The following is a 22,753-nucleotide window of genomic DNA, read 5'->3' as shown; positions in this document are numbered from 1 at the left end:
ATCTGCGGCAACGGCCACCCTTGATCCGCGGCGCCGCCGAGGCGCACCCCATTGCCCGTATTGACCCGCTCCGTTACCGGTTTGACCCGAACAGTTTCTCGCACAGTAATTTCAGCGAGTTGCTGTTCACGCGTTGTTTGGTGGAATCACCGTTTGCCGGTCTGAACACCGGTGGTACCCGAACCCTGCTGCGAAGGGAAGGTAGCAAATTCCACGATAAGGGGGTCCGGAAAAGTGAGAACGACACGATCGCGTGCGCGGGTGCTGGCGGTAGGGGCCGCCGGCCTTGCACTGGGGGCCGCGACGTTCGGTGGGGCTGTGGTGTCGGCGCCGCAGGCCTCGGCGTCCTGCAATATGACGCCCGCCGACGACCAGTACATCAAACTGCTGGCGCAGAACAAGATGGTCCACAACGCCGACTTCAACGACTGCAGTGAAGTTGCCGAGGGGCGCTGGTTCGCCGATCAGGTGCGGTCCAATCCCAACCCGTACGGCGAGGGCCAGGAGCTGATCAACATGATCACGCGTACGACGCCCATGAGTCAGGCCCAGGCCGAGTGGGAGGTCGAGTCGGCAATTTTCGTCTACGCGCCAGAGATGATCCCCAAGATCAAGTCTCAAGCCCCTCAGGCGGGGCCGGCGCCCGCCTGACCTTGGCGGCATAGTCGCGGTGCCGGTGGGCGCTCTGGATGTGGGACGCCCACCTGCACGCCGGCTCAGGTCGAGGCGGCGACGCCGCCCGACGCACCCTGACTTCCGTCTTCGGCTACGGTTTCTACGGACACCCCTGTCGGGGGCGGTAGCTCAGTTGGTTAGAGCCGCGGACTCATAATCCGTTGGTCGCGGGTTCGAGCCCCGCCCGCCCCACCGTTCTCTTGTATGACCTCGGTTGATCCTTGACGGATCTATGCCGGGTGATGCTTGACAGTGTTTCGGCTGATGCTTGACAGCTACTTCGGTTGATCCTTGACACTCCCGAGATGGGGGAGTTGAGCGTGGCTGAGCAGCGGTATCAGGCCGTGTTGGCGGTGATCAGTGATGGGTTGTCGATTTCGCAAGTCGCTTCGAAGGTCGGGGTGTCGCGCCAGACGCTGCACTCGTGGTTAGCCCGGTATGAGGCGGAGGGTCTCGACGGGCTGGGTGCACCGCCGTTGGTCATTGGTCGTAAAAGCGTTGCAAGACAGTCGCTATCGGACGGAAGCAGGTAGCCCGGGACCCGCCGTCAACTCGACCACCTATGCGATACCGCCTCAGCATCAGACATGTCAGTTCAGTGTCTCGATGGCGGCGCTCACCCGGGACAATGCTTCTTCGGCAAGTGTGGCCATGGATTTGCGATTGCCAGGTTCCAGCCAGCGCTGCACAGCATCGCTGAATGCGAGAGCGCCGACGTGGGCGGCAAGATTCGCGGTCGACGGGTCCACTCCACGTTTGACCAGGGCCTCCGTCATCGCCGCGATGAGGGCGGCATTCTTGAGGAGGTCGCGCTCTTTGAGTTCGGGGGTACTGGCGATGACCTTCTGGCGTTTAGCGAGAAGGTCGCGACGGTCGTCGCTGAAACCGGTGGCGATCGCGCCGAGCACTGCGCCGATCGTTTCCATCGGAGTGGCAGCGGCAGGTGCGTTGGCAACCACCGTGTCGACCCCGTCCCGGTAAGAGTCCTGGCCGTGAAAGAGAATCTCGCGTTTGTCGGCGAAGTGACGAAAGAAGGTTCGCTTGGTCAGTCCTGCACGCTCAGCGATGTCCATGACCGTGACGTTCTCGTAGCCTCTCTCGGCGAACAATTCCACGGCGGCGACCCCCAAACGCGATGCCGCATTGGGCTCCCACCGACTCATTGCCACATTTTAGATCGTCCGGGCGATGATGACACCAAGTGCCATCGCGATGTAGGGTGATGGCACTTGGTGTCATAGATCGGGTAGCTCAAGTGCAGAGGGAATGTGTGAGATGAAGAATGTTGGCGCGACCTATGGCGAGTACGCGATCGTCACGGGGGCGTCTTCGGGCGTTGGTGAACAATTCGCTGGCTGGCGCTCCTACGCCGTGCCCGGTGTGTCAAACCGGATCGGCGACCTCTTGGTCAAGCATGTGCTGCCGCGCTCAGTATCGGTGAAGGCATTCGGATGGATGCTCAAGCGTGCCCTCACCGACACCACACCGCGCTGGGACCGAGACAGATTCTGCTACAGCATGATTCGAAAGGAACTCTGATGCAGACAGCTGGAATGCCCGTTGACATTCCGTCCGAGATGATCACATCGTTGCTTCGACCTGAGTTCGACGGTTTGGCTCCAGTTGAGGTCTTCCCCGGCGTGGCGAGCTATTTGGACCGCACATACGCCACCGTCATCGGGTTTCGGCCACTGACGATGGATGTGCACATCCCACAGAGCCCGGCGGCGACACCCATTCCTGTTGTTATATACGCACATCCAGGAGGATTCTTCGCCGGGATCAAGCAAATGGGCCCGTGGAAGTTTCTGCTCGATGCGGGCCTGGCCGTGGTGTCGGTTCAGTACCGGCTCAGCGGCGAGGCTGTCTTCCCCGCTGCTCTTCACGATGTCGCCGCAGCGGTGCGTTGTGTGCGAGCCGGTGCCCCACACTACGGATTCGATCCCGACCGCATCGTCGGATTCGGTTCCAGCGCAGGCGCTTATCTCATCAGCGCGGTCGCGCTCGCCGGCGACGGTAGCGACCTGGTCGGCGGCATCGAGCCCTACTCGGAGGTGTCATGCCGCTTGACGGCCGTCGTGGAGCACTACGGTCCCTCGGACTTCCTCACACATGATGAGGACGCACGCCCCGACGCCATCGAAGCGATGGATGGGCCAGACAGCACATTGGCACGCTTCTTCGGGTTTGTCCCCTCTAGCCGGCCAGACATTGTGCAACGGGCAAACCTGTGCCACCTCGCACACCACGACGCCCCGCCCTTCTTGATTGTCCACGGCGACCACGACCGTCGCGTCGGCATCGAGCAAAGCCGGCGGCTTCATCGTGCACTCACCGCGACAGGTGCCTCGGCCGAGCTGGTCGAGATCGCCGGCGGCGACCACGGCTCACCACACTTCAACGCTGCGCCGCTGCACCAGAAAACCCTGGCGTTCCTCGAGTCCGTTCTTGCACTAGCCCTGAACCGTTGACACTCAACCCCTTTGATCGGAGATATCTGGTGCCCACAACGAAGCGAATTCAATACCACCAATACGGCGGACCCCAAGTCATGCGGCTCGAAGACTTTCAGCCTAAAGAAATCGGGCCGCGGGATGTCCGCGTTCGGATGCGGGCGGCCTCCGCCAACCCGATGGACTTCGGCATCCGCAATGGTCGGATGAAAACACTGACGGGTCGGAACTTTCCGCGAGGGATGGGCTATGACTTCGCCGGCACCGTCGAGGCTGTCGGTAACGACGTCACGCGAGTGCGAATCGGCGACGACGTTCTCGGTGGGGTGTCGATCAAGGAATCGGGCGCCTTCGCCGACGTGGTTGTGGCCCGCGAGGATGACCTCGTCAAGAAGCCTGCGGGGTTGTCATTCGAAGCAGCGGCTGCGATCCCCGTCGTCGGCATAACCGCCTATCAAGCGCTGTTCAACAAGGGCAACCTGCGCCGAGGAGGCTCAGTGTTCGTGCACGCCAGCCTCGGGGGAGTCGGACGGTCCGCGGTTCAATTGGCCTCTGCCCGCGGGGCAACTGTGGCCGGCAGTTGCCGTCCCGGTTCAGCCGGTGAGGCCCGCGCACTCGGAGTCGATCCCATCGTTGATTTCGACTTCGCCCCCGACGTCCTTCAGCAGAAATTCGACGTCGTCCTAGACGCCGCCGGCACGCTACCGGTCAAAACCGCCCGAAAGATATTGGCTCGGAAAGGCCGCATCGTCACTGTGAAACCCAGTCCGGTCAACATGGCTAGAAGCGCCTTGCCCGGTCCATTCCGCGTCGTCGTGGGCCAATCGTCGACGGCCGACCTCGAAGCGATTGCGCAAGCTGCTGGTGATGGTCATCTCAGCCTGCCCATCGCGCAAGTGGTGCCCCTGTCGGAAGCAATCCCAGCACTGACGAACCTAGAACAAAACGGAACAGCCAAGCGAGGCAAGCTCATCATCGTGCCCGGATAGGACGGCGCTCCGGATGGCCGGTCGCGGATCATTGACCGTTCACGGTTGGGCACGAGAGGACTCGGGACGAAGCGCATGCCCGCCGTGCAGGGGGTCAGCATGCACGACCTACGCCATACGTTCGCCACTCAATAGCTCTCGGCGGGGGTTCATCTGATGCAGGTTAGCCCGTAGCAAAGTCGCAACGACAACGCCTGAAATCCCTGTCTTGCAGACGATTAGAGGTTATAGCGAACGGTGTCGCTTGATCGTGGGGTCGCCATCTAGGGCGACCCCACTGACTCAACTTCGTCGTTCTATCGCCAGAATCACGGCGTGGAATTGACTTTGGTCAACACCAGCGCCGCTTCGTTGTACGGAAACAGGCGGTAGAACACACCGGAAGGCCCGGTAACGAGCGTTGCGGCCTCGGCCTTACTCAGGAGGCGGGGATTGGCGAGCGCGATGCCCTTGCCGCGCTTGTGCAGCAGCGCCTGTCCACCCGCGAAGACATTCTTCAACCAGTCCGATTTCAGCCCGTACCCGATGAGAATGACGAAGCCGTCGCGGGTGGGAAAAACCAGCAGCGGCGTTCGATAACGCTTGCCTGATTTGCGTCCGACGTGCTCAAGTGTCCCTTGGCCCGGAAGCCATGGCGTGATCGAGCGAGCCGCTGGATTGGTGACTCGTCGATTGAAGTTCGCGACGGCTCTTGGCACTCGCATGGATCCCCCTTGTTCACAACCAATCTAGAAATGACCAGTATCCGTTGGAAGGCTACGGCCCGCAGCGGATCGCTGTTACCAGCGAGCTGGCCGGCGCAACGTCGCGGAGGTCCGGTGGGATCGGCCTGCCGAGGCGCGACATCATTTCGCGGCTGTCCAGAGAATCCACCCTCCATCCGTGCTGCGACAACCACGACGCCGTATCGCTGGCATCGTGGTTTTTGATGAAGGCCGTTACATCCACGTCTACGCCCAGCGCGTCGTCGATCTCGGCTGCCCCGTCGCGCCAAGCGGTCAGCCGTTCGTCGCCGAAATGCATTGTCGAGTGGTGATAAACCTCGGCGGCCAGCCGGCTACCCGGCGCGCTTAGCGCGGTGAGCGTGTCGAAGAGCGCGTTGTGCTCGGTTGACGAGAGGTAGGGCAGTAGGCCCTCGACGAGCCAGGCGGTCGGCAGGGACTTGTCCCATCCCGCTTCCTTCAACATCAGCGGCCAACGCTCGTCGCGCAGGTCGACAGGAACCCAACGCAGGTCGGCCAGCGGAGTAGCGCCATGCGCTGTCAAGGCGGCGGTTTTGAACGCCTGGACCGCGGGCTGGTCGATTTCGTACACGCGCTTGTCGCTGAGAGCGACGAGGCGGTAGGCGCGGGCGTCGAGGCCGGCCGCGAGGATGACGAATTGGCTGATCCCTAAACCCGCTGCGTCAGCACAGAACTCGTCGAAGAAGACCGTCCGTGCGGCGACGTACTCCCTGCCCGTACGCGCGACCCGCCGCCCGACATCGTCCTCTGCGCCCATCCACGACAGGTCGCCACACGCTATCTGTTGCCAACCCGGCTCATTGGCCGCCGCCACCAGCACCGCGGCAAACTCGTCGTGGATCAACGGGTCGTCTTGTGCTGTTTCCGCTGCGCGTTGCGCAGCGACCGCAAGCGCTGTCGATCCCAGATCGGTGGTGACGTCCCAACTCATGCGGTCGCTGGCACCAGGGCGCTGATGTCTTCGCCCTGCATCAGCTTCATGATCAGATTCAGGTCGAAATAGTCGGTCCAGCGAGTGATCCTTCCTTCGTCATCCACGACGAAGGTCCCCATTACCGGGATGGCCGGCTTGCTTCCGTCCGGAGCCTGGATGTAGTCCAGGCGTTCGGTGAGCACCACGGAACCGTCGCTGGCGAGGTTGACGATTTCGAAGGCGTAGGCGTCCGGGAACATCGCGAATTGGGCGGCCATGTTCTCCACGATGGCGTCGGGTCCGCTGAATGCGGGCATTCCCACGTTCTGATAAACGGCCCCATCGGCGAGCAGGGGACGCAACGCTTCGGCGTCGCGCTGTTCCATCAAGGCGCAGAAGTGGCGGACTACATCGACTGGTGAAGACATGAGTGAATTCCTTTCGGAGAGTGCGTGACTAAACTTCGACCGTGTCCCGCCGACTCAGTGGTCGTGGATGATCACCCCACGGATGTTGCGCCCGGCGAGCATGTCGTCGTAGGCCTCATTGATGTCGTCGAGCTTGTACTCGGTGGTGACGGTTTCGTCGAGCAGCAGCTTGCCGCTTCGATACAGGCTGATCAGTCGAGGGATGTCGGCCCGCGGGTTTGCTTCGCCGTACAGGCTGCCCAGCAGGCGCTTTTGGAACAACGTGAACAACGTCAGCGGCAGCGTCGGCGTCACGTCGGACATCGAAGCCAGGGCGGTGGCCACGACGGCACCGCCCTTCCGGACCGCATTGAGCGCGTCGTTGATCATCGCGCCTTCGAGCACGCCTGGCGTGAGGATGGCCGAGTCGGCCATGACGCCGCGCGTAATCTCGCCAAGCAATTCGGTTGCTTCCTCGATCGAGGTGGCAAAGTGAGTGGCTCCGAACTGAAACGCTTTGTCGCGCTTGCTCGGCGCAATATCGACCACGACGATGTGTTCCGCTCCCGCCAACCGCGCGCCCTGAATGGCACCGCTGCCGATCCCTCCGCAGCCAACCACGAGCACCACGTCGCCGGGACTGACGTTCGCGGTATTGACGGCCGAACCCCAGCCGGTGGTTACGCCGCAGCCGAGAAGACATGCGCGCGACAGCGGCACATCGTTGTCGACCTTGACCACTGAGGCTTCCGACAACACGCCCCACTGCGCGAAACTCCCGACGCCGGAGAGGGCGCCGATGCCCTGCCCTCTGGCCCGGCGCCGGAAGGTGCCGTCGGCCTGGACTCCCGCGAGTATGGTCGCCCCGTAATCACAGAGGTTCTGATGCCCGCTGGCGCACCAGCGGCAGCGTCCGCACGCCGGCAGGAAAGAGGTGACCACGTGGTCTCCCACGGCGACGTCGCGCACTCCCGGGCCGACCTCCTGCACGATGCCCGCCCCTTCGTGTCCACCTATCAAGGGAAAACTCACCCCGAACATGTCGCCGGTGCGGATGTGGTGGTCGGAATGGCATAGCCCCGTGGCGGCGAACTCGACGAGTAACTCGCCTTCCTGCGGCGGATCGAGTTCGATCTCTTCCACCGACCACTTCTCGTTCAGCCCCCACAGAACTGCTCCCTTGGTCTTCATGGCGACTCCTTGATATGTATGGCACGCTCGGGGCAGTTCGCGATTGCGTTGTGTGCCCGGTCTTCCCATCCGGGAGGAATATTTTCCACGGTGACGAAAGCGGTCCCTTCGTCGTCGATGTCGAACAGTTCGGGATACGCTGCGTGACAACGGCTGTGGCCTTGGCACATTTCCCTGTCGACATGAAGTTTCACGCTGTCTAATCCAATCCGCCTGGTCTGGTCCCGATGACGCCCCTTTCTGTGAGCGCCGTGATCGATGCGGCGTCGAGGCCGAGCAGCTCGCCGAGGATGCTCGCGTTGTGCTGGCCCAACGTCGGCGCCGTTGACCGGTACCACTTGTCGACGCTGCGGTACTTGAAGGGAATCGTCGGCACGTGATGGCGTCCCACGACGGGATGGTCGAGGCTTTCGAAAAAGCCTCGTGCGGCGAGCTGAGGGTGCGTCGAGCTGACCCTGGCGTCTGCCAAATCCGCAGCCGGGACACCATGTTCGACGAGCAACTCGGCGGCGGCCGAGGAATCGTGCTGGCTAGCCCACTGTTCGAGATGCTTGTCGATCACATCGTGTGCCCGGACCCGCCCGTCGTGGGTGTCCAGCGCGGGGTCGTTCGCCCAATCCGGTTCACGCAGAGCCGACTTCAATCGGCGCCACTGTTCGTCCGTGGCGACCGAAATCGCCAGCCACCGCTCGGTCCCCGCGCATGGGTAGAGCCCTTGCGGAGCGGCGTCACGGCTGCGATTTCCCAGTCGCGAGATCAGGTTCCCGTAGGCGGTAAATTCGACAACCTGTTCGGCGGCCGCATTGAGCGCGGCCTCAACCATCGATACTTCGATGAGGGACCCTCGGCCCGTCTCGTCGCGTCGCCGGAGTCCTGCGAGCGTGGCGAAGGCGGAGTGCATCCCTGCCAGTGGGTCACACGGTCCGCGGGGGATTCGCGGCTGGTCGTGCTCGTGGCCGGTCACCCAAGCCATTCCGGTCATCTGTTCCATCGTTTGCGCGAAACCCACGTTATTACGCCATGGCCCGTCGAGCCCGAACGCGGGCATACGAACCATTACGATTCGAGGGTTCTGCTTACTGACGGCCTCCCACGTGATGGCAAAATTGTCGAAGACGCGTGGCGAGAAGTTCTCGACCAGAATGTCGGAGCATTTGACGAGTCCGAACAGCAACTCCCGTCCTTCGGCCGAGGACAGGTCGAGGGTGAGCCCTCGTTTATTGGTGTTAGTGGCCAAATACATCCCCGACCGCTCCCACCACTGAGACCGATCGGCGAACGCCGCGGCCGCCATCCGCGCGCCGTCGGGGTGGCGCGTCGACTCCAGGTGAATGACCTCAGCGCCCAGTGCGGCGAGAATGTGCGTGGAGGAGGGGCCCGCCCACCATGCCGTCGCGTCGAGGACTCGTACGCCGTTCAGCGGAAGTCCCGGTGCGCGGTCGGCAACGGCACCAATCCTGCTGTGGGCCGGTACTTTTGCTATTTCGCCGAGCGGGGGAGCGCCGGCTGTCGGCGCGGGTCGCCGGCCATCGATCCGGTAGGGCGCCAATGGGTGGGTGAAGCTGCCGTCGGCATACGTGCCCCACACGCCGCGCGCGGCGAATTGGGGGTGGTCCAGCACGGTCTGGCCATCGTTGACGGGTGAGACGGGGATCCGCAGATCGGAGGCCAACGCGACGATCTCGTCAGTGGAACGCCGCGTAGTCCATTCCCGCACAATCTGATTCCACTTCTCCCGGCGATCCCACCGGGTCGTGGCGAGCGCCCAGGCCGGGTCCTCGTCGAGCAGGTCCTGTCGCTCGATCATTGCCAGGAACGACTCGAATTGCTGACGCGTATTGGTATTGAAGCCCACCCATCCGTCTGCGGTCGGCTCGATGGACGGGATCTCAACCTGTCGGGCCGGCACCGGCAAGGGCGGACGACCGGCCAGCTCGTGGTAGAGGTCGGCGAATCCGCTGGCGCTGAGATGACAAGACTCCAACAATGAGCAGTCGACGATTTCACCCGGTCCGCCGAGTTGAGCCCGACGCAATGCACCAAGCGCCCCGACGGCTGCATAGCCGGCCATGACCCATTCGAAGACTCGACCACCCGCTTGAATGGGCGGTTGGTCCGGACGGCCCCGCAGCGCGAGGGTTCCGCTCTCGGCCTGGATCGTGAACTCCGTTGAGGGCCGGTCCCGGTACGGTCCGGTCAATCCGTACGGAGACAACGCCACGATCACCAGGTGTGGCGCACGCCGGAGGAGGGCCTCGCGGTCGAGTGCCCCGGGGCCGAGGGACTCGACGAACACATCGGCGGAAGCGATGAGCGGCTCCAGGTCGGGCAGCGCAGTGCCGACGACGGAACGCTTGCCGGCGTTTAAGAATTTGAACAGCGCGTCGGCGTCGTTTCGATCACCAGATATTCTGTGCCGGAAGGGATCCCCTTCCGGGGCTTCTATCTTGATGACCTCCGCTCCGAGGTCGGCGAACAACTTGGTGCAATACGGGCCGGCGATTTCCGTGGCCCATTCGACAACGCGAACCCCCCGCAGGGCGTTCATCGCCGTGCGACTTTCCGCGTCAATGTTTTCGGAAGTGAGTTACTCGCGCCGATGAGTGCACACACGCCACTTCCTGTCCTCGCGCTCGTGCCGATAGCCTGGCTGGCAACGACGCTAGCGAGGGTAAAGCTACAGTGTCAAGTGTCGCTCGATAACAATGGCTGCGGTTGAGTTCCGTTGGAGCCGTTACTCGGCCGCCCGCACCTTAGGGGCCCGTTGAACCCGTCCGCGTCGCTTGGCGGGAGGCTTCGTAATCGATGTGCTTACGCCTTTGGCGAGGATCTGCGAACCAAGTTCGATCTGCGCGCGGATGTCTGACTCGCCCGTACCAAACCAGCGGGGTCCGAGGCTCGTTGTGAAGATGATGAAATTAGCCAGCAGTTCGGCGAACAGGTCGGCGTCGACCTCGGCCCTGATCTGCCCCGCGGCTTGGTAGTGGCGAACGCCTTCGGCAATAACGGCCGAACGGCGCGCGTGATTGGGTTGCAGCACGCGCAGCGAGAAGTCCGGATCTGATAACGCCCGACCGGAAATGTCCCAGCCGGGAACACCGCTGTCCCGGTCATCGATCCTGAGTCTCGCAAAGAAAAGCTGCTCGATATAGTCCTCGACGCGCGCAGGCAGGGCCGTCACGACCCGCTCTTCGGCCTCACTGACGAGGTCCGCGATCTGTCGAGAAACAACCTGCTCGAAGATGCCTCGCTTGTCCCCGAAGTAGTGGAACAGCATGGCCTCAGAGCAGTCGGCGCGACGGGCGATCTCCTTCGTCGCCGCGGCCGCGTATCCCGCTTCGGCAAAGACCTCAGCAGCCGCTTCAAGGAGGGCTCGTTGTTTGCCGTCCTTGTCGCGAACTCGCCGCCGCGCACCTGTGGTCATCACACATACTGTAGCGAGCACCCGTCGGCTGAGGGAAAGCTCGCTTGCGTGCCGCCCCACGCGCCTCCCAGCCGTCTTCGGCCGCATACGTGTTTGTTCACACGTACGGCGGCGTGCGGGTCATAGGTGGGCGCAGGCAGTTATCGAGTGCGACTTGACTCCACGTATTCGACGATTTACTGTGCTGCCAAAGCGAATTTCTGCGTGTGCTAGAAACGCGAGGGCCGGCGCAGATGGCACATGGACGGTGGCGCACTTGCGGTGTAACTGGAATGTGGACGCCCCCTCGTTGGGGGCCGTCTGTCGAGGTTGACCGCTGGCGTCGGCATTGTCCCGAGGTCGGCATGCCCGCATCCGGGGGCGGAAAGGACTACCCATGGTGAGCAAATCACCGGAGGAACACGCGCGGAACCTCGATCTTCGTCACGAAGATTTCAACGACCAAGAATTCCTCTACGAGGTCTACGCAGTGATGCGGGAGAGCGGGCCGTTCAGCCACCAGGATGTCCCCTTCCTGGGCGCTACGCCGGGGGGCGCGTGGGTCGCCACCCGCTACGACGATTGTTACGAGATCTTGCGTGACTGGCGCAGGTTCTCCAGCAAGCCCCTTGGGATGGAAGGTTCCCCGATGTCGTTTGGCGACATCGTGATCACCTTGGATCCTCCACGGCAGCAGCAGCTTCGTAAAGTTCTCAACCCGTACTTCTCTCCGGGTCGGATGAAGGAGCTGGAGCCCCAGGTGTGTGCGGTCACCGACGGGTTGATCGACAATTTCATCGAGTTGGGCCGCGGCGATCTTGCCGACGTCGCCTGGCAGCAACCTGGGATCGTGTTCTTTCGGTATCTACTCGGCATGCCCGTTGAGGACGTGCCGCTCTACATCGAGACAGCCGACCTCGCGATCAATGGTGAAAGCGAAGAGGTCCGAAACGCGTCGATGACGAACCTTTACGTACGGGTACGCGAGGAGATCGACAAACGTCGTAGTGAGCCGCCTCGCGATGACCTGATCGATGTCTTGCTCGCAGCCGAGATAGACGGTGAGAAATTGAGCTTCGACGACGTTGTCGCGAATGTGATGCTGCTGGTGCAAGCGGGGCTCGAAACAACCTCTAGTGCAATGTCGTTCGCATTATTTTATCTGGGTACCCATGCTTCGGAGCGCGACCGCCTGGTACACGACGCGGAGTTGATGCCCACGGCGATAGAGGAATTCGTCCGGTTCGCCGGTTCGGTCCACGGACTCCATCGATCAGTCGCTGAAGAGGTTGAACTGAGCGGGCAGAAGTTCTGTCCCGGTGAGACGGTCGTCGTGAACTATGCGGCGGCCAACCGCGATGCGCGCGAGTTCGACGAGCCGAACAAGTGCATTCTCGATCGACAGACAAATCGCCACCTCGGATTCGGAGCCGGCGTCCATCGCTGCCTGGGGTCCAACCTCGCCCGACTCGAATTCCGGGTGGGCGTCGAACAGACCCTGAAGCGGATACCCGACTACGCCATCCCCCCTGGGGCAAAAGTTGATTTTCACGGGAACTCGGTCACCCGGGGCTACCGCGCCCTGCCCGTCGTGTTCACGTCAGGTGCCCGTGTCGCCCAGTGAGCGATGGCGGGCCATCGTCGACATCGGCTGTCAGCCAGCGGAATAACAGACCCGGCACAGGACGCGCCAAGTTATCGAGTGCTACTTGACAGTGCGCCCGCGCCGCTCTTAGCATCAGGTCAGCCGGTAGTTCGGCATCCGTCTTGCGTGAAGCCGCCCCATTGCTCGCGCTCCGCGCCCGCTTAACCGGTTCGGTGAAATCAGGGAGGATCCCGTGGACAAGCAAGACCTTCAATGGATGATCTCCGTCGATGACCACATCATCGAGCCACCGAACCTATGGGTCGACCGCGCCTCGGCCGCCGACCGCGATCGAGTGCCACGCGTCGAACGCATCGACGGCGTCGATACGTGGATCTACGACCAGGCGCGCGCGTCGGTGATGGGCATCTTGGTCGCGGCTCACCAACGTCCGGCCGAGTACTCACCGCTGCCGGTCAATTACGACGAAATGCCGCGCGCATACTTCGACCCGGTGGCCCGCATCGCTGACATGGACGAGGACCACGTGATCGCGGGACTGAACTTTCCGTTCTTTCCCCGGTTCTGTGGCCAGATGTTCGCCCACCTCGGTGACCGCGATCTGGGTCTCAAGTGCGTGCAGGCCTACAACGACTTCGTCATCGATGAGTGGTGCGCGGCGGCGCCGGGCCGCTACATCCCGATGGTCATCATTCCGTTGTGGGATACCGGATTGGCTGTCGAGGAGACACTGCGGTGCGCCGGCAAGGGCGCCAAAGCCATTGCCTTCTCGGAGAACCTGCACCCGCTAGGGTTTCCGTCCATCCATTCGGGCGCATGGGACGATTTCTTCGCGGTGGTGAACGAGACGAAGATGCCGCTGTGCACACACATCGGATCTTCCTCGGTTAGTCCCACCACCTCGCCCGACGCACCGTTTGGGGTTCAGGCCGTGAACATCAACCTCAACCTGGCCAACTCGACTACCGATTGGTTGTTCTCGGGCAAGCTACAGAAGTACCCCGACCTGAAGATCGTGCTGGCCGAGGGCGGCATCGGCTGGATTCCATACCTCATCGAGCGTGCGGAACATGTCGCCGCCGACTACCAATACCTGCGCGCCAACAACTGGGCGGTCGACCCGGCCACGATGCGCCTGACCCCGGTACCCACCGATCCCGCGATTTTCCCGGAATCGCCGCGCCAGCTCTTCCGCGACCACATGTACGGCTGTTTCATCGAAGACGACTTCGGCGCAGCGAATCTCGACTCCATCGGTATCGACAACGTAATGATCGAGACGGATTATCCGCACACCGACAGCCTCTGGCCCCATTCCCTCCAGGCCGCCCACAAGGCACTCGACGGCAGGTCCGACCTCGACAAGTACAAAGTGCTGCAGGGTAATGCCCGCCGGGTCTTCGACTTCGAGCCGGCCCCGTATCCGACGGCGGCCTAGTCGGCGCGTACGGATTCATCGAATGCGGGAGTATCAGAGCTTCATCGACGGTCAGTGGTCGAGCGACAACGCCCTCGGCGCCATCGACGTCATCGATCCGGCGACCGAGGAATTGATCGGGCGAGTCGTCGATGGTGGACCCAAGCAGGCGACCATGGCGATCGAAGCCGCCCGGCGAGCTTTCGACGAAGGGCCGTGGCCGTGGATGTCCGTTCGGGAACGGGCAAAGGTCATCACGCGGTTCGCTGAGATACTGGACGAGCGCAAAGCGGAACTGAGGGAGCTCGTCGTCGCCGAGATCGGCTCGACCGGCTTCATCACCGACCTGATTCAGGTCGGGGGTGCTATCGAGGCGGCCCACTACTACGGCGAGTTCGTCGAACACGATGTGATATGGGTGGAAACACCGGGCGGGCCCGTGGTTTCACCGACTGGCGTCGGCGGCGTAACCGTGGTCCGCGAACCGGTCGGGGTAGTCGGAGTCATCACGCCGTTCAACTTCCCGTTTTCGATCAACATTCAGAAGTGCTTGGCCGCATTGGCCGTCGGTTGCACCGTGGTACTCAAACCCCACCCGTGGACCCCGATGAACGCTTTGGAGCTGGCCAAGGTCGGTGAGGAAGCGGGCCTCCCGCCCGGAGTGTTCAACGTGGTGGTGGGAGGTGCTGGTGTCGGCGAGGAGCTGTGTACCCATCCGGGCGTCGACATGATTGGGTTCACCGGTTCGACCGCTACCGGTCGCCGCATCCGCGAACTATCGGCGGCGACGATGAAACGCGCACAACTCGAACTCGGTGGCAAGAGTGCGCACATCGTCCTCGACGATGTCACCGAGAGTGACGTTGCTGGAATAGGATTCGGACAAGTATTGATGCATGCCGGACAGGCGTGCACAGTCACATCGCGGCTCCTGTTGCCCGAGCACCTGCTCGACGCGTATGTCGAAGGCCTCAAAGCCATGGCTCCGATGATCACGGTCGGGGATCCGCGTGATCCCGCCACTGTCGTCGGTCCGCTGATCAGGGATCAGCAACGTCAGAAAGTCGAGACCTTCGTTCAGTCGGCCCTGCAGGAAGGCGCGCAGCTGGTGGTCGGCGGTAGGCGTCCGGAACATCTTGAACGCGGCTTCTACTATGAACCGACGGCCCTGGTCGGCTGCCGCAGCGAGATGCGGTTATGCCAGGAAGAGGTTTTCGGGCCTGTCCTGGCAGTGATGACCTATCGCTCCGAAGACGAAGCCATCCGCATCGCGAACGACTCCATCTACGGCCTGGCAGGGTTGGTGGTAACTCGCAACGCCGCAAGGGGATTCAACGTCGCCAGGCAGGTCAGAACCGGCACCATCATGGTGCAGACTGTCGCACCCGGTGCCGACCTGGGAACAAATCCGGGTGGCGGGCAGGGCCCCGGCTGGTCTCTACCGGCACGCGGCATGTTCAACGGCGGAGGGCCGTTCGGTGGCTTCAAGCAAAGTGGACTCGGCCGCGAGCAGGGTCGGTGGGGCTTCGAGGAATACACCGAGCTGAAATCGATCACCATGATGTAGCAGATCACCCCTTTCGGGGACGCGCCGCACTGCATTGCGTCCGGGCTCCAGCTGGAAAGGTCGCGTTATGGAACTGCTCAAGGATGTCCGCGTCCTCGAGGTGTCACTCTTCTCCGCCGATGCACTGGGCGGACATCTGGCTGACCTGGGCGCAGAGGTGATCAAGGTCGAGCCGCCTGGCGGCGGTGGGTTTCGCGGTTCCGCGGTTTCCGGCGGCGAGCTGCAGGACTCGCACTGGAATCGCGGCAAGAAGAGTGTCGCGATCAATTTGAAAACGCCGGACGGGCAGGAGGCGTTTCGGCGCCTGGCCGCGACGTCGGCGGTGGTGATCGACGGATTACGTTATGGAACCGCGCACCGGCTCGGCTTCAGCTACGACGACGTCGTCGCGGTCAACCCGACGGTGGTCTACTGCGTGCTCAACGGCATGGGCAGTTATGGGCCCTACACCCGACTGGCCACACACGGGCTGTCTTTCGATTGCTTCGCCGGCTTGAGTCCGCCGATCATCGATGCGGATGGGACGCCACGCCTTTCGGGGGCGGCCACCGGCACGACAGGTGTTCTGGCGGGACCGCTATACGCCGCGATGGGCGTCCTCGCAGCACTGCATGCCGCCGGGCGCGACGGCGAGCCGCAGTACATCGAAGTAGCGCAGGTCGATGCGGCGATCAACTGGAACTTTCAGCACCTCACGGCGCTGGCGAACGGTCGACCCTCCTACGGTGAGGGCATCCGCGCCTCGCTTCGCTACCAGTACTACCGCACTCACGACGGTAACTATGTGGTGTTCAACGCCTTGGAGGACAAGTTCTGGCGGAGGTTCTGCGAGTCACTCGACAGGATGGATCTCTACGAACCGGGGCGCCGCAAGCCGGGGGAGGACCCGGCGGCGGAGGCCCGGCTGCGCAAAGAACTCACAGCAATCTTCGAGAGCCGAACACGCAAGGAGTGGACCGACTTCTTCATCGCGACCGACATCGCCGGGGCGCCGGCCTTTTTGGGAGCGGATCTTTTCGACGACGACCATGCCAAAGACCGTCGACTCGTCTACGAGCAGGCCCATCCGGACGGGACGTCGCAGCGGATGATGGGGACGTGCATCAAGACCAAGCCCGGCGAAGGATTTGCACCGCCGCCAGCGCCGCACGTTGGGCAGCATACAGAAGAGCTACTCTGCGCCCTGGCGGGCTACGACGCGGCCGGAATGGAGCGCCTTCGTTCGTCGGGTGCAATCTGAACATCAGCGCATGCCCCACTCACGGTCCAGAAACGAGGAGGTTCGGCGTCTTATGGGCCCGGCCGAGTGGCGTGCTCCCCACCTCTGTCGAACGTTGCGACTTGTCCGTAAATCGACAGCGACGCCATTCTTGGATAGAGGATTGCTGGACCGAGCCATCGAGCAACGAAGCGGCGCAGCGCGACTCCATCGCGGGGTGGCTGCCCGGATCGGTCAGGAGGGACTGCACAGCGCGCAGGGTCATTTCGGCAAGTTCACGGAGCGTGGTGTTGTCGAAGCCGTGGAGCTCCCAATCAACATCGAAGCGGTGGAAAAGTGACAGGGCGAATGTGATCGCGGTGTCGGAGCTCAGCGATGTGGCGGCTTCGCCCTCCTGTCGCCGGGTCAGCAGGTTTTCCAGTTGTGGATCACCAGCGAGGTTTTCGATTCCAAACGACACGCTTTCGACGATTGCGGTGACTGGGTCGTTGAATCCGCGAACGCGTTCAGCGATTTGATCGATGAACCCGTTGACCGCACGCATTGAGCTGGCGATTAGGAGCGCATCAGCGTTGGGAAAGTAGCGGTACACCGTCTGGCGAGTGACACCGAGCCGGCGGGCGACGTCGGCAAGTCGTATTGCCGCCCCATGCTCGGCGACCTCTTCGTCCACCGCCGTCAGAATGCGCGAAATCGCCTCCTCGTCCGACGAGGGTGTCACACCCGCCCAGCCTCGACTACGCATCCGCCGTCACAAACCTTTCGCTGGCGAACTCAATCGGAAGAGTTTTCGGGCCGGTCATTCCGAGCAGGGATTTCCATGGGGCCGGACCGGCGCGATGCGGGGCGGGGAGGCGGCGGGTGAGGACGGTGAGCGCTTCCGCCAATTCCCGGCGTGCCAGGTTTGCCCCTAGGCAGTAGTGCGCGCCACCGCCGAACGTCAGAATTGGGGGAACGTCCTTGCGCGCGATGTCGAAGCGGTCAGCGTCGCGATAGATCGCTGGATCTCGGTTGGCTGCAAAGGTGTTCGCGAAAACGAAGGTTCCTGCCGGGAACATATAGCCACCGAACTCGACATCCTCGGTGGCCGCGCGCGGCACGATGCTGGCCGCCGGTGAGTGGCGCATGCTCTCCTCGACCGCCTGCATGGCAAGTTCTGGATGGTCGCGCAGCTTCTCCCATTGATCTGGGTGCTCGCAGAGCACCTGAACCGACGCCGCCAGCTGGTTTCGCGTCGTATCCGTTCCCGCCATTAAGAAGCCGGCCACCAGCATCCGGAGTTCGTCGAGATTCAGCCGCTCGCCGTCACTTTCGGCGCGAATAAGCTCCGACAGCAGATCATCGGTCAGATTGTCTCGGCGGGCGGCGACCATTCCGTCGACATAGGCGTCGAGTTCGCCCCACGCACGCATGATCGCGGACTCATCGAAGTTGGCGTCCGGCTGGAAGTTGAGGGCTTTGAAGACGTCCTCAGTCCAGTCCGCGAACAATTGCCAATCCTCGCGAGGCGCACCGAGCAGCGCGCACATGATCGGGGTGGGGTAGGGCCGCGCGATGTCGGTCACGACGTCGCAGCGTCCGGCGTCCACCACGCGGTCGATCAGCCCGTTCACCACCTCGTGGATCGTGTCTTGCAGACGTGACGTCGCGCGGGGAGTGAACGCTTTGGAAACCAGCTTCCGCAACCGAAGATGTGCCGCTCCGTCGAGGCCCAGGAGGCTGTTCGCCATCTTGTCGAACAACGGACCCGACGTGATGCCCTGGGCCGCCAGAGTGATACCGGGTGGCAAGCGGAATCTATTGTCGCGCAATATGTCGCGAGCCAGTTCGTAGGACAGGATCTCCGGGCCGAGGGGTCCGATGGCGATGGGCGCGCGCGATTGGGCCTTTCGGACATCGTCGAGGATGTCGTGCGGAGTGGCCGTGAGGCCGTAATCGAACGTAGGGAGACCAGCGTCGAAGACGTTGGGGGCGGTGCTGTGCGCGTTCATCGATGTCCCAACTTCAGCGGGCGCCTAGACGGGCGTACGGACGTTTATGTTCAGAGCGTATGACCACCGAGTGTGATCGTCAAGGCTCGCCAAGGTAAGCCGAGTTCAACGGCGCAAACGACAAATCGAGGTCATACGAATCGACATTCTGTGTCCGTATGGATGCCCGAACGACCCCGGCGGGCCCCGTACATACCAAGATGGACAGTGAGTATGACCCGGATCCGAGTGAGAAGCGGCAGTTCTCACCAGGATCTCTAGGGGCCGAAAGCCGTTGAGCCACCAAGATAACAAGCATCAACAACCGCCGACGAAAAGCGTCAAAACCGGATCCGGTGGCCGCGGCTCCGAGCCCTACTCGCGGTCTTCCGGCTGAATCCGGGTGTTCTGCCCGATTAGCGATCGCGCCTGATGCAGGTGCTTGGCCGCCCACCGGCGATACGTTCGCCGAGCCCAGGACATCCGCTCGTGCGAACGTTCCGTCTGGCGCACCAGCTCGAGGTCGAGATGGTCGAGCTCCTCGGGCCCGATTTCGATGCGGTCGCGATCGTGGATGAACTGCAACACCAGCGCATCGGGGTCCAACAATGCACGCTCCCAGGCCTCGTGGTCGTCGAGGCCCGTGATGCCCATCGTGTCGGCGGCCTCGCGCAGCACCTCGCCGAGTTCGCCGTCGAGCAGTTGACGAAACGCGTCGGCGCCCTGGCGCGGATTGGCAATCATCCACGAGTGGTACGCGTCGGGCACCTTGTACAGCGTGGCGTCGGACTCGTCGGCGATGTCGCGCGCGTGCTGGAAGGGCACGATCATGTCTTTCTCGGCGTGCACCACCATCGTGGGCATGCCCTCGTCGCGCATGGTGTGCAGCATCGGCGTGTAGTCGCCGGACTCGATGATGGCCTTGATCGTCCGGACGGCCGCGAGGGGATCACGCAGGTTGGGCACCGCCACCGCGGCCAGCACGCGGAAGTATCCGAGTTGCTCGCTGGGCGAGAGCTGCGTCGGGTCGCCCAGGGTGTCGCGGACCGCGGTGTAGGCCGCGCCCAGCGCCTTGGTCGGCGACCTGACCAGCTTGGGGATGGTCGTGTCGAACCGGCCTCCCGCCGCCGGGTCGAAGAGCACGGCGGCGAGTACCCGCTCGGGCGCGCGTGCCGCCAGCTGAATGGTCATTCGGCCGCCCATCGAGTGGCCGACGAACAGCGCTTGCCCGATGCCCAGGGCGTCCAGCGTGCGCAACACCGAATCGGCGCGGTCGGTGAAGCCGCACGCGTCGGCGGGCAGTCGCCCGGTGTCGCCGTGGCCGGCGGCATCGACGGCCACGACCAGAAACCCCATCCCGGCGATCCGGCTGAGCATCCGCAGATACGCCTTACGACTCAGCAGGAGGCCGTGCATGAACAACAACGGCACTCCGCGGCCGCCGACTGAAAGTCCAATCCGGCGCCCGTCATCGAGTTCCACCACGTGATGGCTCAGGCGGATGCGGCTTGGTGATGTCTCCGTCATGGCCTCGGCGGGATTCCCGGCCGGCCAGGCGTTAAAACGGGATCGCGGCCGGACCCCGCTAGTGGCTACCTGCAAGCATCGCGCTTGCGCGGCCGCACCCGGGGGTACACCGCTGAGCAAGATGACGCAAATGCCCGATCGAAGCGCGGACGAAATCGACCCATGCGTGCGTGTTTACGGGGCGCGGGTCCACAATCTGCGGGGTGTCGACGTCGTAGCGCCGCGGGATGCGCTGGTCGCGTTCACCGGAATCTCCGGATCCGGAAAATCGTCGTTGGCCTTCGGGACCATCTATGCCGAGGCGCAGCGCCGGTACTTCGAATCGGTCGCCCCGTACGCCCGTCGGCTGCTATTGCCCACCGGCGCACCGAAGGTGGATGACATCACCGGACTACCGCCTGCCGTCGCGCTGCAGCAGCGCCGCGGTTCGGCGACGTCGCGATCGACGGTCGGCACCGTCACCACCCTGTCGAACCTGCTGAGGATGCTGTTCTCCCGTGCCGGCACCTACCCCCGGGGGGCCACGGAACGCCTGGACTCCGATGCGTTCTCACCGAACACCGCAGTGGGGGCGTGCCCCGAATGCCACGGGTTGGGACGGATCCATCGGGTGACCGAAGAGACGCTGGTACCAGACCCCGCGCTGACCATTCGCGAAGGCGCCGTTGCCGCGTGGCCGGGCGCATGGCAGGGCCAAAACCTTCGCGACATCCTCGTCACGCTGGGGTATGACATCGACAAGCCATGGTGCAAACTCCCGAAGCGGCAACGCAATTGGATTCTGTTCACCGATGAGCAGCCAACGGTCGAAATCGATCCGAGCCAGCACCCCGTGCAGGCCGATTATTACTACAACGGCACGTTCTCCAGCGCCGAACGTCACGTCCGCCACACATTGGCCAACTCCCACAGCGCGATGATGCGTCGCCGCGTGCTGCAGTTCGTCGACAGCGTCGAGTGCCCCGTATGCGACGGCTCGGGGTTGCGGCCGGAGGCGCTGAAGGTGACCTTCGCCGGGCGAACCATCGCCGACTACACCGCGATGCCGTTGGCCGAGCTTGCTGATGCGTTGCGCCCGACGGCTTCTCGGACCGATGCGGCCGCCGCGTACGAGTCCACGAAATCCGGTGAGCTGACGGAAGTGGCGACCATGATCGCCGCCGACCTCGTCGCACGCCTGCAGGTCCTCATCGATCTCGGCCTCGGCTATCTCACGCTTTCTCGCCGCACTCCGACCGTGTCACCCGGCGAACTGCAGCGGTTGCGGCTCGCCACCCAACTGCGCGCGGGCTTGTTCGGCGTGCTCTATGTGTTGGACGAGCCGTCGGCCGGCCTGCACCCCGCCGACGCCGAACCGCTGCTCGAGGTGCTCGATCGGCTTCGGCGCGCGGGCAACTCGCTGTTCGTGGTCGAGCACGACATGGACGTGGTACGCCGTGCCGATTGGATCGTCGACGTGGGACCTGGGGCCGGAGAGCTTGGCGGGGGTGTGCTCTACAGCGGCCCGGTGGCGGGCCTCGCCGACATCGAGGGCTCGGTCACTCGTAGGTACCTTTTCGACGGATCGGGGCCGCCGTGCCGTCAGCCGCGCACGCCGTCCGGGCGGCTGCGGCTGCGCGGAATCTGCTTCCACAACCTGCGAGACCTCGACGTGGACCTGCCACTCGGCGTGTACACGGCGGTCACCGGAGTGTCCGGCTCAGGCAAGTCGACGCTCGTCGTCAAGGTCCTCGGCGACGTCGTGCACAGCCATCTCGGCACCGGACGAGCCGCCGAGCCGGCCGACCCCGATGACGACGAAACCGACAGCGGGATCATTGATCTCGATCACGACGCCAGTGTCGGCGTGCGGGCGGACGGGGCCGAGGAGATCAACCGGCTGGTATCCGTCGACCAGCGCCCGATCGGACGCACGCCGCGCTCGACGCTGGCGACCTACACCGGCTTGTTCGACGCCGTGCGCCGTGAATTCGCTGCGACCCCGAAGGCGCGTCGCCGCGGGTGGACGGCGGGCAGGTTCTCGTTCAACGTGGCCGAAGGTCGCTGCTCCACATGTCAGGGTGAGGGGTTCGTCTCGGTCGAATTGTTGTTTCTGCCAGGCACATACGCCACATGCCCGGCCTGCCGAGGAGCGCGGTACTCCGACGAGACACTCGAGGTGCGCTATCGCGACCGCACGATCGCCGACGTGCTCGCGATGACCGTGGACGAGGCATCGGAGTTTTTGGCCGACGTCGCCAGCGCCGCGCGGAGCCTGACCACGCTGCAAGAGGTCGGACTGGGCTATCTGCGTCTCGGACAGCCCGCGACCGAGCTGTCGGGTGGCGAGGCGCAGCGGATCAAGCTCGCCGCCGAACTGCAGCGGCCCCGGCGAGGCCACACCCTCTACGTCCTCGACGAGCCGACCACCGGGCTGCACCCCGCCGACGTGGATCTGCTCGACCGTCAACTGCACCGCCTGGTCGACGCGGGAAATACCGTCGTGGTGGCCGAACATGACATGCGGATGGTGGCGGGGGCGGACTGGGTGATCGACCTGGGGCCGGGAGCCGGCAGCGACGGGGGTCGGGTCGTTGCGGCGGGCCCGCCGACGAAGGTGGCGCGTGCGAAACACAGCCGCACGGCGCCGTATCTGGCGAAGCGGCTGGCGCGTGCCGAGTCGGCGTAGGCGCC

General features: G+C 63.6%; 19 protein-coding genes, 1 tRNA gene and 2 pseudogenes. 11 read left to right on the top strand and 11 right to left on the bottom strand.

Annotated elements, in window-relative coordinates; all coding sequences use genetic code 11:
• The first annotated feature begins 234 nt into the window (after positions 1-234).
• The 3 genes and pseudogenes from B9D87_RS09175 to B9D87_RS09165 form a co-directional block, all read left to right on the top strand.
• Positions 235-651, top strand: a complete 417-nt coding sequence (locus tag B9D87_RS09175; protein ID WP_052002452.1) for a hypothetical protein — start codon at positions 235-237, stop codon at positions 649-651.
• Between the two features lie 142 nt (positions 652-793).
• A tRNA-Ile gene (locus tag B9D87_RS09170) sits at positions 794-867 on the top strand.
• A gap of 113 nt (positions 868-980) precedes the next feature.
• Positions 981-1,139 (top strand): annotated as a pseudogene (locus tag B9D87_RS09165) (helix-turn-helix domain-containing protein); the annotation flags it as partial.
• Positions 1,140-1,265: 126 nt separating this feature from the next.
• Here B9D87_RS09165 and B9D87_RS09160 read toward each other — a convergent pair.
• Positions 1,266-1,838: a TetR/AcrR family transcriptional regulator gene (locus B9D87_RS09160; RefSeq protein ID WP_040629742.1), complete on the bottom strand. Its 573-nt coding sequence runs from the start codon at positions 1,836-1,838 to the stop codon at positions 1,266-1,268.
• Positions 1,839-1,950: 112 nt separating this feature from the next.
• Between B9D87_RS09160 and B9D87_RS27000 the strand changes: the two genes are divergently transcribed.
• The 3 genes from B9D87_RS27000 (at position 1,951) to B9D87_RS09150 (ending at position 4,117) form a co-directional block, all read left to right on the top strand.
• On the top strand, positions 1,951-2,214 hold the full coding sequence (locus B9D87_RS27000) for a hypothetical protein (protein ID WP_007770374.1): 264 nt from the start codon (positions 1,951-1,953) through the stop codon (positions 2,212-2,214).
• Positions 2,214-3,146, top strand: a complete 933-nt coding sequence (locus B9D87_RS09155; protein WP_007770375.1) for an alpha/beta hydrolase — start codon at positions 2,214-2,216, stop codon at positions 3,144-3,146. The genes B9D87_RS27000 and B9D87_RS09155 overlap by 1 nt, the downstream gene beginning before the upstream one ends.
• An 80-nt stretch (positions 3,147-3,226) precedes the next feature.
• Positions 3,227-4,117, top strand: a complete 891-nt coding sequence (locus tag B9D87_RS09150) for an NADP-dependent oxidoreductase (protein WP_085977792.1) — start codon at positions 3,227-3,229, stop codon at positions 4,115-4,117.
• A 308-nt stretch (positions 4,118-4,425) separates the two neighbouring features.
• Here the strand turns inward: B9D87_RS09150 and B9D87_RS09145 are convergent, their stop codons facing one another.
• The 7 genes from B9D87_RS09145 to B9D87_RS09115 form a co-directional block, all read right to left on the bottom strand.
• Positions 4,426-4,821, bottom strand: a complete 396-nt coding sequence (locus B9D87_RS09145) for a nitroreductase family deazaflavin-dependent oxidoreductase (RefSeq protein ID WP_007770377.1) — start codon at positions 4,819-4,821, stop codon at positions 4,426-4,428.
• A gap of 52 nt (positions 4,822-4,873) precedes the next feature.
• Positions 4,874-5,791, bottom strand: coding sequence for an SAM-dependent methyltransferase (locus tag B9D87_RS09140; protein WP_007770380.1), 918 nt, complete (start codon positions 5,789-5,791; stop codon positions 4,874-4,876).
• A complete protein-coding gene (locus B9D87_RS09135; protein WP_040629745.1) occupies positions 5,788-6,201 on the bottom strand; it encodes a limonene-1,2-epoxide hydrolase family protein in 414 nt (137 codons plus the stop codon). The genes B9D87_RS09140 and B9D87_RS09135 overlap by 4 nt, the downstream gene beginning before the upstream one ends.
• A gap of 54 nt (positions 6,202-6,255) precedes the next feature.
• Positions 6,256-7,371, bottom strand: a complete 1,116-nt coding sequence (locus B9D87_RS09130) for an NDMA-dependent alcohol dehydrogenase (RefSeq protein ID WP_007770386.1) — start codon at positions 7,369-7,371, stop codon at positions 6,256-6,258.
• A complete protein-coding gene (locus B9D87_RS09125) occupies positions 7,368-7,541 on the bottom strand; it encodes a ferredoxin (protein ID WP_238553428.1) in 174 nt (57 codons plus the stop codon). The genes B9D87_RS09130 and B9D87_RS09125 overlap by 4 nt, the downstream gene beginning before the upstream one ends.
• A gap of 29 nt (positions 7,542-7,570) precedes the next feature.
• Positions 7,571-9,919: a CaiB/BaiF CoA transferase family protein gene (locus B9D87_RS09120; protein WP_007770388.1), complete on the bottom strand. Its 2,349-nt coding sequence runs from the start codon at positions 9,917-9,919 to the stop codon at positions 7,571-7,573.
• A 186-nt stretch (positions 9,920-10,105) separates the two neighbouring features.
• On the bottom strand, positions 10,106-10,795 hold the full coding sequence (locus B9D87_RS09115) for a TetR/AcrR family transcriptional regulator (RefSeq protein WP_007770389.1): 690 nt from the start codon (positions 10,793-10,795) through the stop codon (positions 10,106-10,108).
• 376 nt (positions 10,796-11,171) lie between these two features.
• On the opposite strand from B9D87_RS09115, the gene B9D87_RS09110 reads away from it, so the two are divergent.
• The 4 genes from B9D87_RS09110 (at position 11,172) to B9D87_RS09095 (ending at position 16,604) form a co-directional block, all read left to right on the top strand.
• Positions 11,172-12,398 (top strand): cytochrome P450, encoded by a 1,227-nt coding sequence (locus B9D87_RS09110; protein WP_007770390.1) that lies wholly within the window; start codon positions 11,172-11,174, stop codon positions 12,396-12,398.
• A 214-nt stretch (positions 12,399-12,612) separates the two neighbouring features.
• Positions 12,613-13,818: an amidohydrolase family protein gene (locus B9D87_RS09105; protein WP_007770395.1), complete on the top strand. Its 1,206-nt coding sequence runs from the start codon at positions 12,613-12,615 to the stop codon at positions 13,816-13,818.
• A gap of 22 nt (positions 13,819-13,840) precedes the next feature.
• Positions 13,841-15,364, top strand: coding sequence for an aldehyde dehydrogenase family protein (locus B9D87_RS09100; RefSeq protein ID WP_007770397.1), 1,524 nt, complete (start codon positions 13,841-13,843; stop codon positions 15,362-15,364).
• Between the two features lie 67 nt (positions 15,365-15,431).
• Complete coding sequence (locus B9D87_RS09095; protein ID WP_007770398.1) at positions 15,432-16,604, top strand: CaiB/BaiF CoA transferase family protein; 1,173 nt, start codon at positions 15,432-15,434, stop codon at positions 16,602-16,604.
• A 50-nt stretch (positions 16,605-16,654) separates the two neighbouring features.
• Here the strand turns inward: B9D87_RS09095 and B9D87_RS09090 are convergent.
• From B9D87_RS09090 to B9D87_RS09080, 3 genes and pseudogenes are all read right to left on the bottom strand, one after another.
• A pseudogene (locus B9D87_RS09090) lies at positions 16,655-17,328 on the bottom strand (TetR/AcrR family transcriptional regulator).
• A complete protein-coding gene (locus B9D87_RS09085; RefSeq protein WP_007770402.1) occupies positions 17,321-18,574 on the bottom strand; it encodes a cytochrome P450 in 1,254 nt (417 codons plus the stop codon). The pseudogene B9D87_RS09090 and the gene B9D87_RS09085 overlap by 8 nt, the downstream one beginning before the upstream one ends.
• 354 nt (positions 18,575-18,928) lie before the next feature.
• Positions 18,929-20,080: an alpha/beta fold hydrolase gene (locus B9D87_RS09080; protein ID WP_040629747.1), complete on the bottom strand. Its 1,152-nt coding sequence runs from the start codon at positions 20,078-20,080 to the stop codon at positions 18,929-18,931.
• Between the two features lie 121 nt (positions 20,081-20,201).
• On the opposite strand from B9D87_RS09080, the gene B9D87_RS09075 reads away from it, so the two are divergent.
• Positions 20,202-22,748, top strand: coding sequence for an excinuclease ABC subunit UvrA (locus tag B9D87_RS09075; RefSeq protein WP_040629748.1), 2,547 nt, complete (start codon positions 20,202-20,204; stop codon positions 22,746-22,748).
• Positions 22,749-22,753: the final 5 nt, after the last annotated feature.

It is taken from the genome of Mycobacterium colombiense CECT 3035, from assembly GCF_002105755.1.
Taxonomy (GTDB): Bacteria; Actinomycetota; Actinomycetes; order Mycobacteriales; family Mycobacteriaceae; genus Mycobacterium; species Mycobacterium colombiense.
The sequence above is the reverse complement of the archived record's forward strand: the minus strand, read 5'-3'. Positions and strand labels throughout refer to the sequence as shown.

Coding starts and splice junctions, on each gene's coding strand:
- B9D87_RS09115 (WP_007770389.1), bottom strand. CDS start 10,795: ATGACCACAGGTGCGCGGCGGCGAGTTCGCGACAAGGACGGCAAACAA.
- B9D87_RS09095 (WP_007770398.1), top strand. CDS start 15,432: ATGGAACTGCTCAAGGATGTCCGCGTCCTCGAGGTGTCACTCTTCTCC.
- B9D87_RS09080 (WP_040629747.1), bottom strand. CDS start 20,080: ATGACGGAGACATCACCAAGCCGCATCCGCCTGAGCCATCACGTGGTG.
- B9D87_RS09125 (WP_238553428.1), bottom strand. CDS start 7,541: ATGTGCCAAGGCCACAGCCGTTGTCACGCAGCGTATCCCGAACTGTTC.
- B9D87_RS09120 (WP_007770388.1), bottom strand. CDS start 9,919: ATGAACGCCCTGCGGGGGGTTCGCGTTGTCGAATGGGCCACGGAAATC.
- B9D87_RS09085 (WP_007770402.1), bottom strand. CDS start 18,574: ATGAACGCGCACAGCACCGCCCCCAACGTCTTCGACGCTGGTCTCCCT.
- B9D87_RS09150 (WP_085977792.1), top strand. CDS start 3,227: ATGCGGCTCGAAGACTTTCAGCCTAAAGAAATCGGGCCGCGGGATGTC.
- B9D87_RS09160 (WP_040629742.1), bottom strand. CDS start 1,838: ATGAGTCGGTGGGAGCCCAATGCGGCATCGCGTTTGGGGGTCGCCGCC.
- B9D87_RS09145 (WP_007770377.1), bottom strand. CDS start 4,821: ATGCGAGTGCCAAGAGCCGTCGCGAACTTCAATCGACGAGTCACCAAT.
- B9D87_RS09110 (WP_007770390.1), top strand. CDS start 11,172: ATGGTGAGCAAATCACCGGAGGAACACGCGCGGAACCTCGATCTTCGT.
- B9D87_RS09130 (WP_007770386.1), bottom strand. CDS start 7,371: ATGAAGACCAAGGGAGCAGTTCTGTGGGGGCTGAACGAGAAGTGGTCG.
- B9D87_RS09155 (WP_007770375.1), top strand. CDS start 2,214: ATGCAGACAGCTGGAATGCCCGTTGACATTCCGTCCGAGATGATCACA.
- B9D87_RS09100 (WP_007770397.1), top strand. CDS start 13,841: ATGCGGGAGTATCAGAGCTTCATCGACGGTCAGTGGTCGAGCGACAAC.
- B9D87_RS09135 (WP_040629745.1), bottom strand. CDS start 6,201: ATGTCTTCACCAGTCGATGTAGTCCGCCACTTCTGCGCCTTGATGGAA.
- B9D87_RS09140 (WP_007770380.1), bottom strand. CDS start 5,791: ATGAGTTGGGACGTCACCACCGATCTGGGATCGACAGCGCTTGCGGTC.
- B9D87_RS27000 (WP_007770374.1), top strand. CDS start 1,951: ATGAAGAATGTTGGCGCGACCTATGGCGAGTACGCGATCGTCACGGGG.
- B9D87_RS09075 (WP_040629748.1), top strand. CDS start 20,202: ATGACGCAAATGCCCGATCGAAGCGCGGACGAAATCGACCCATGCGTG.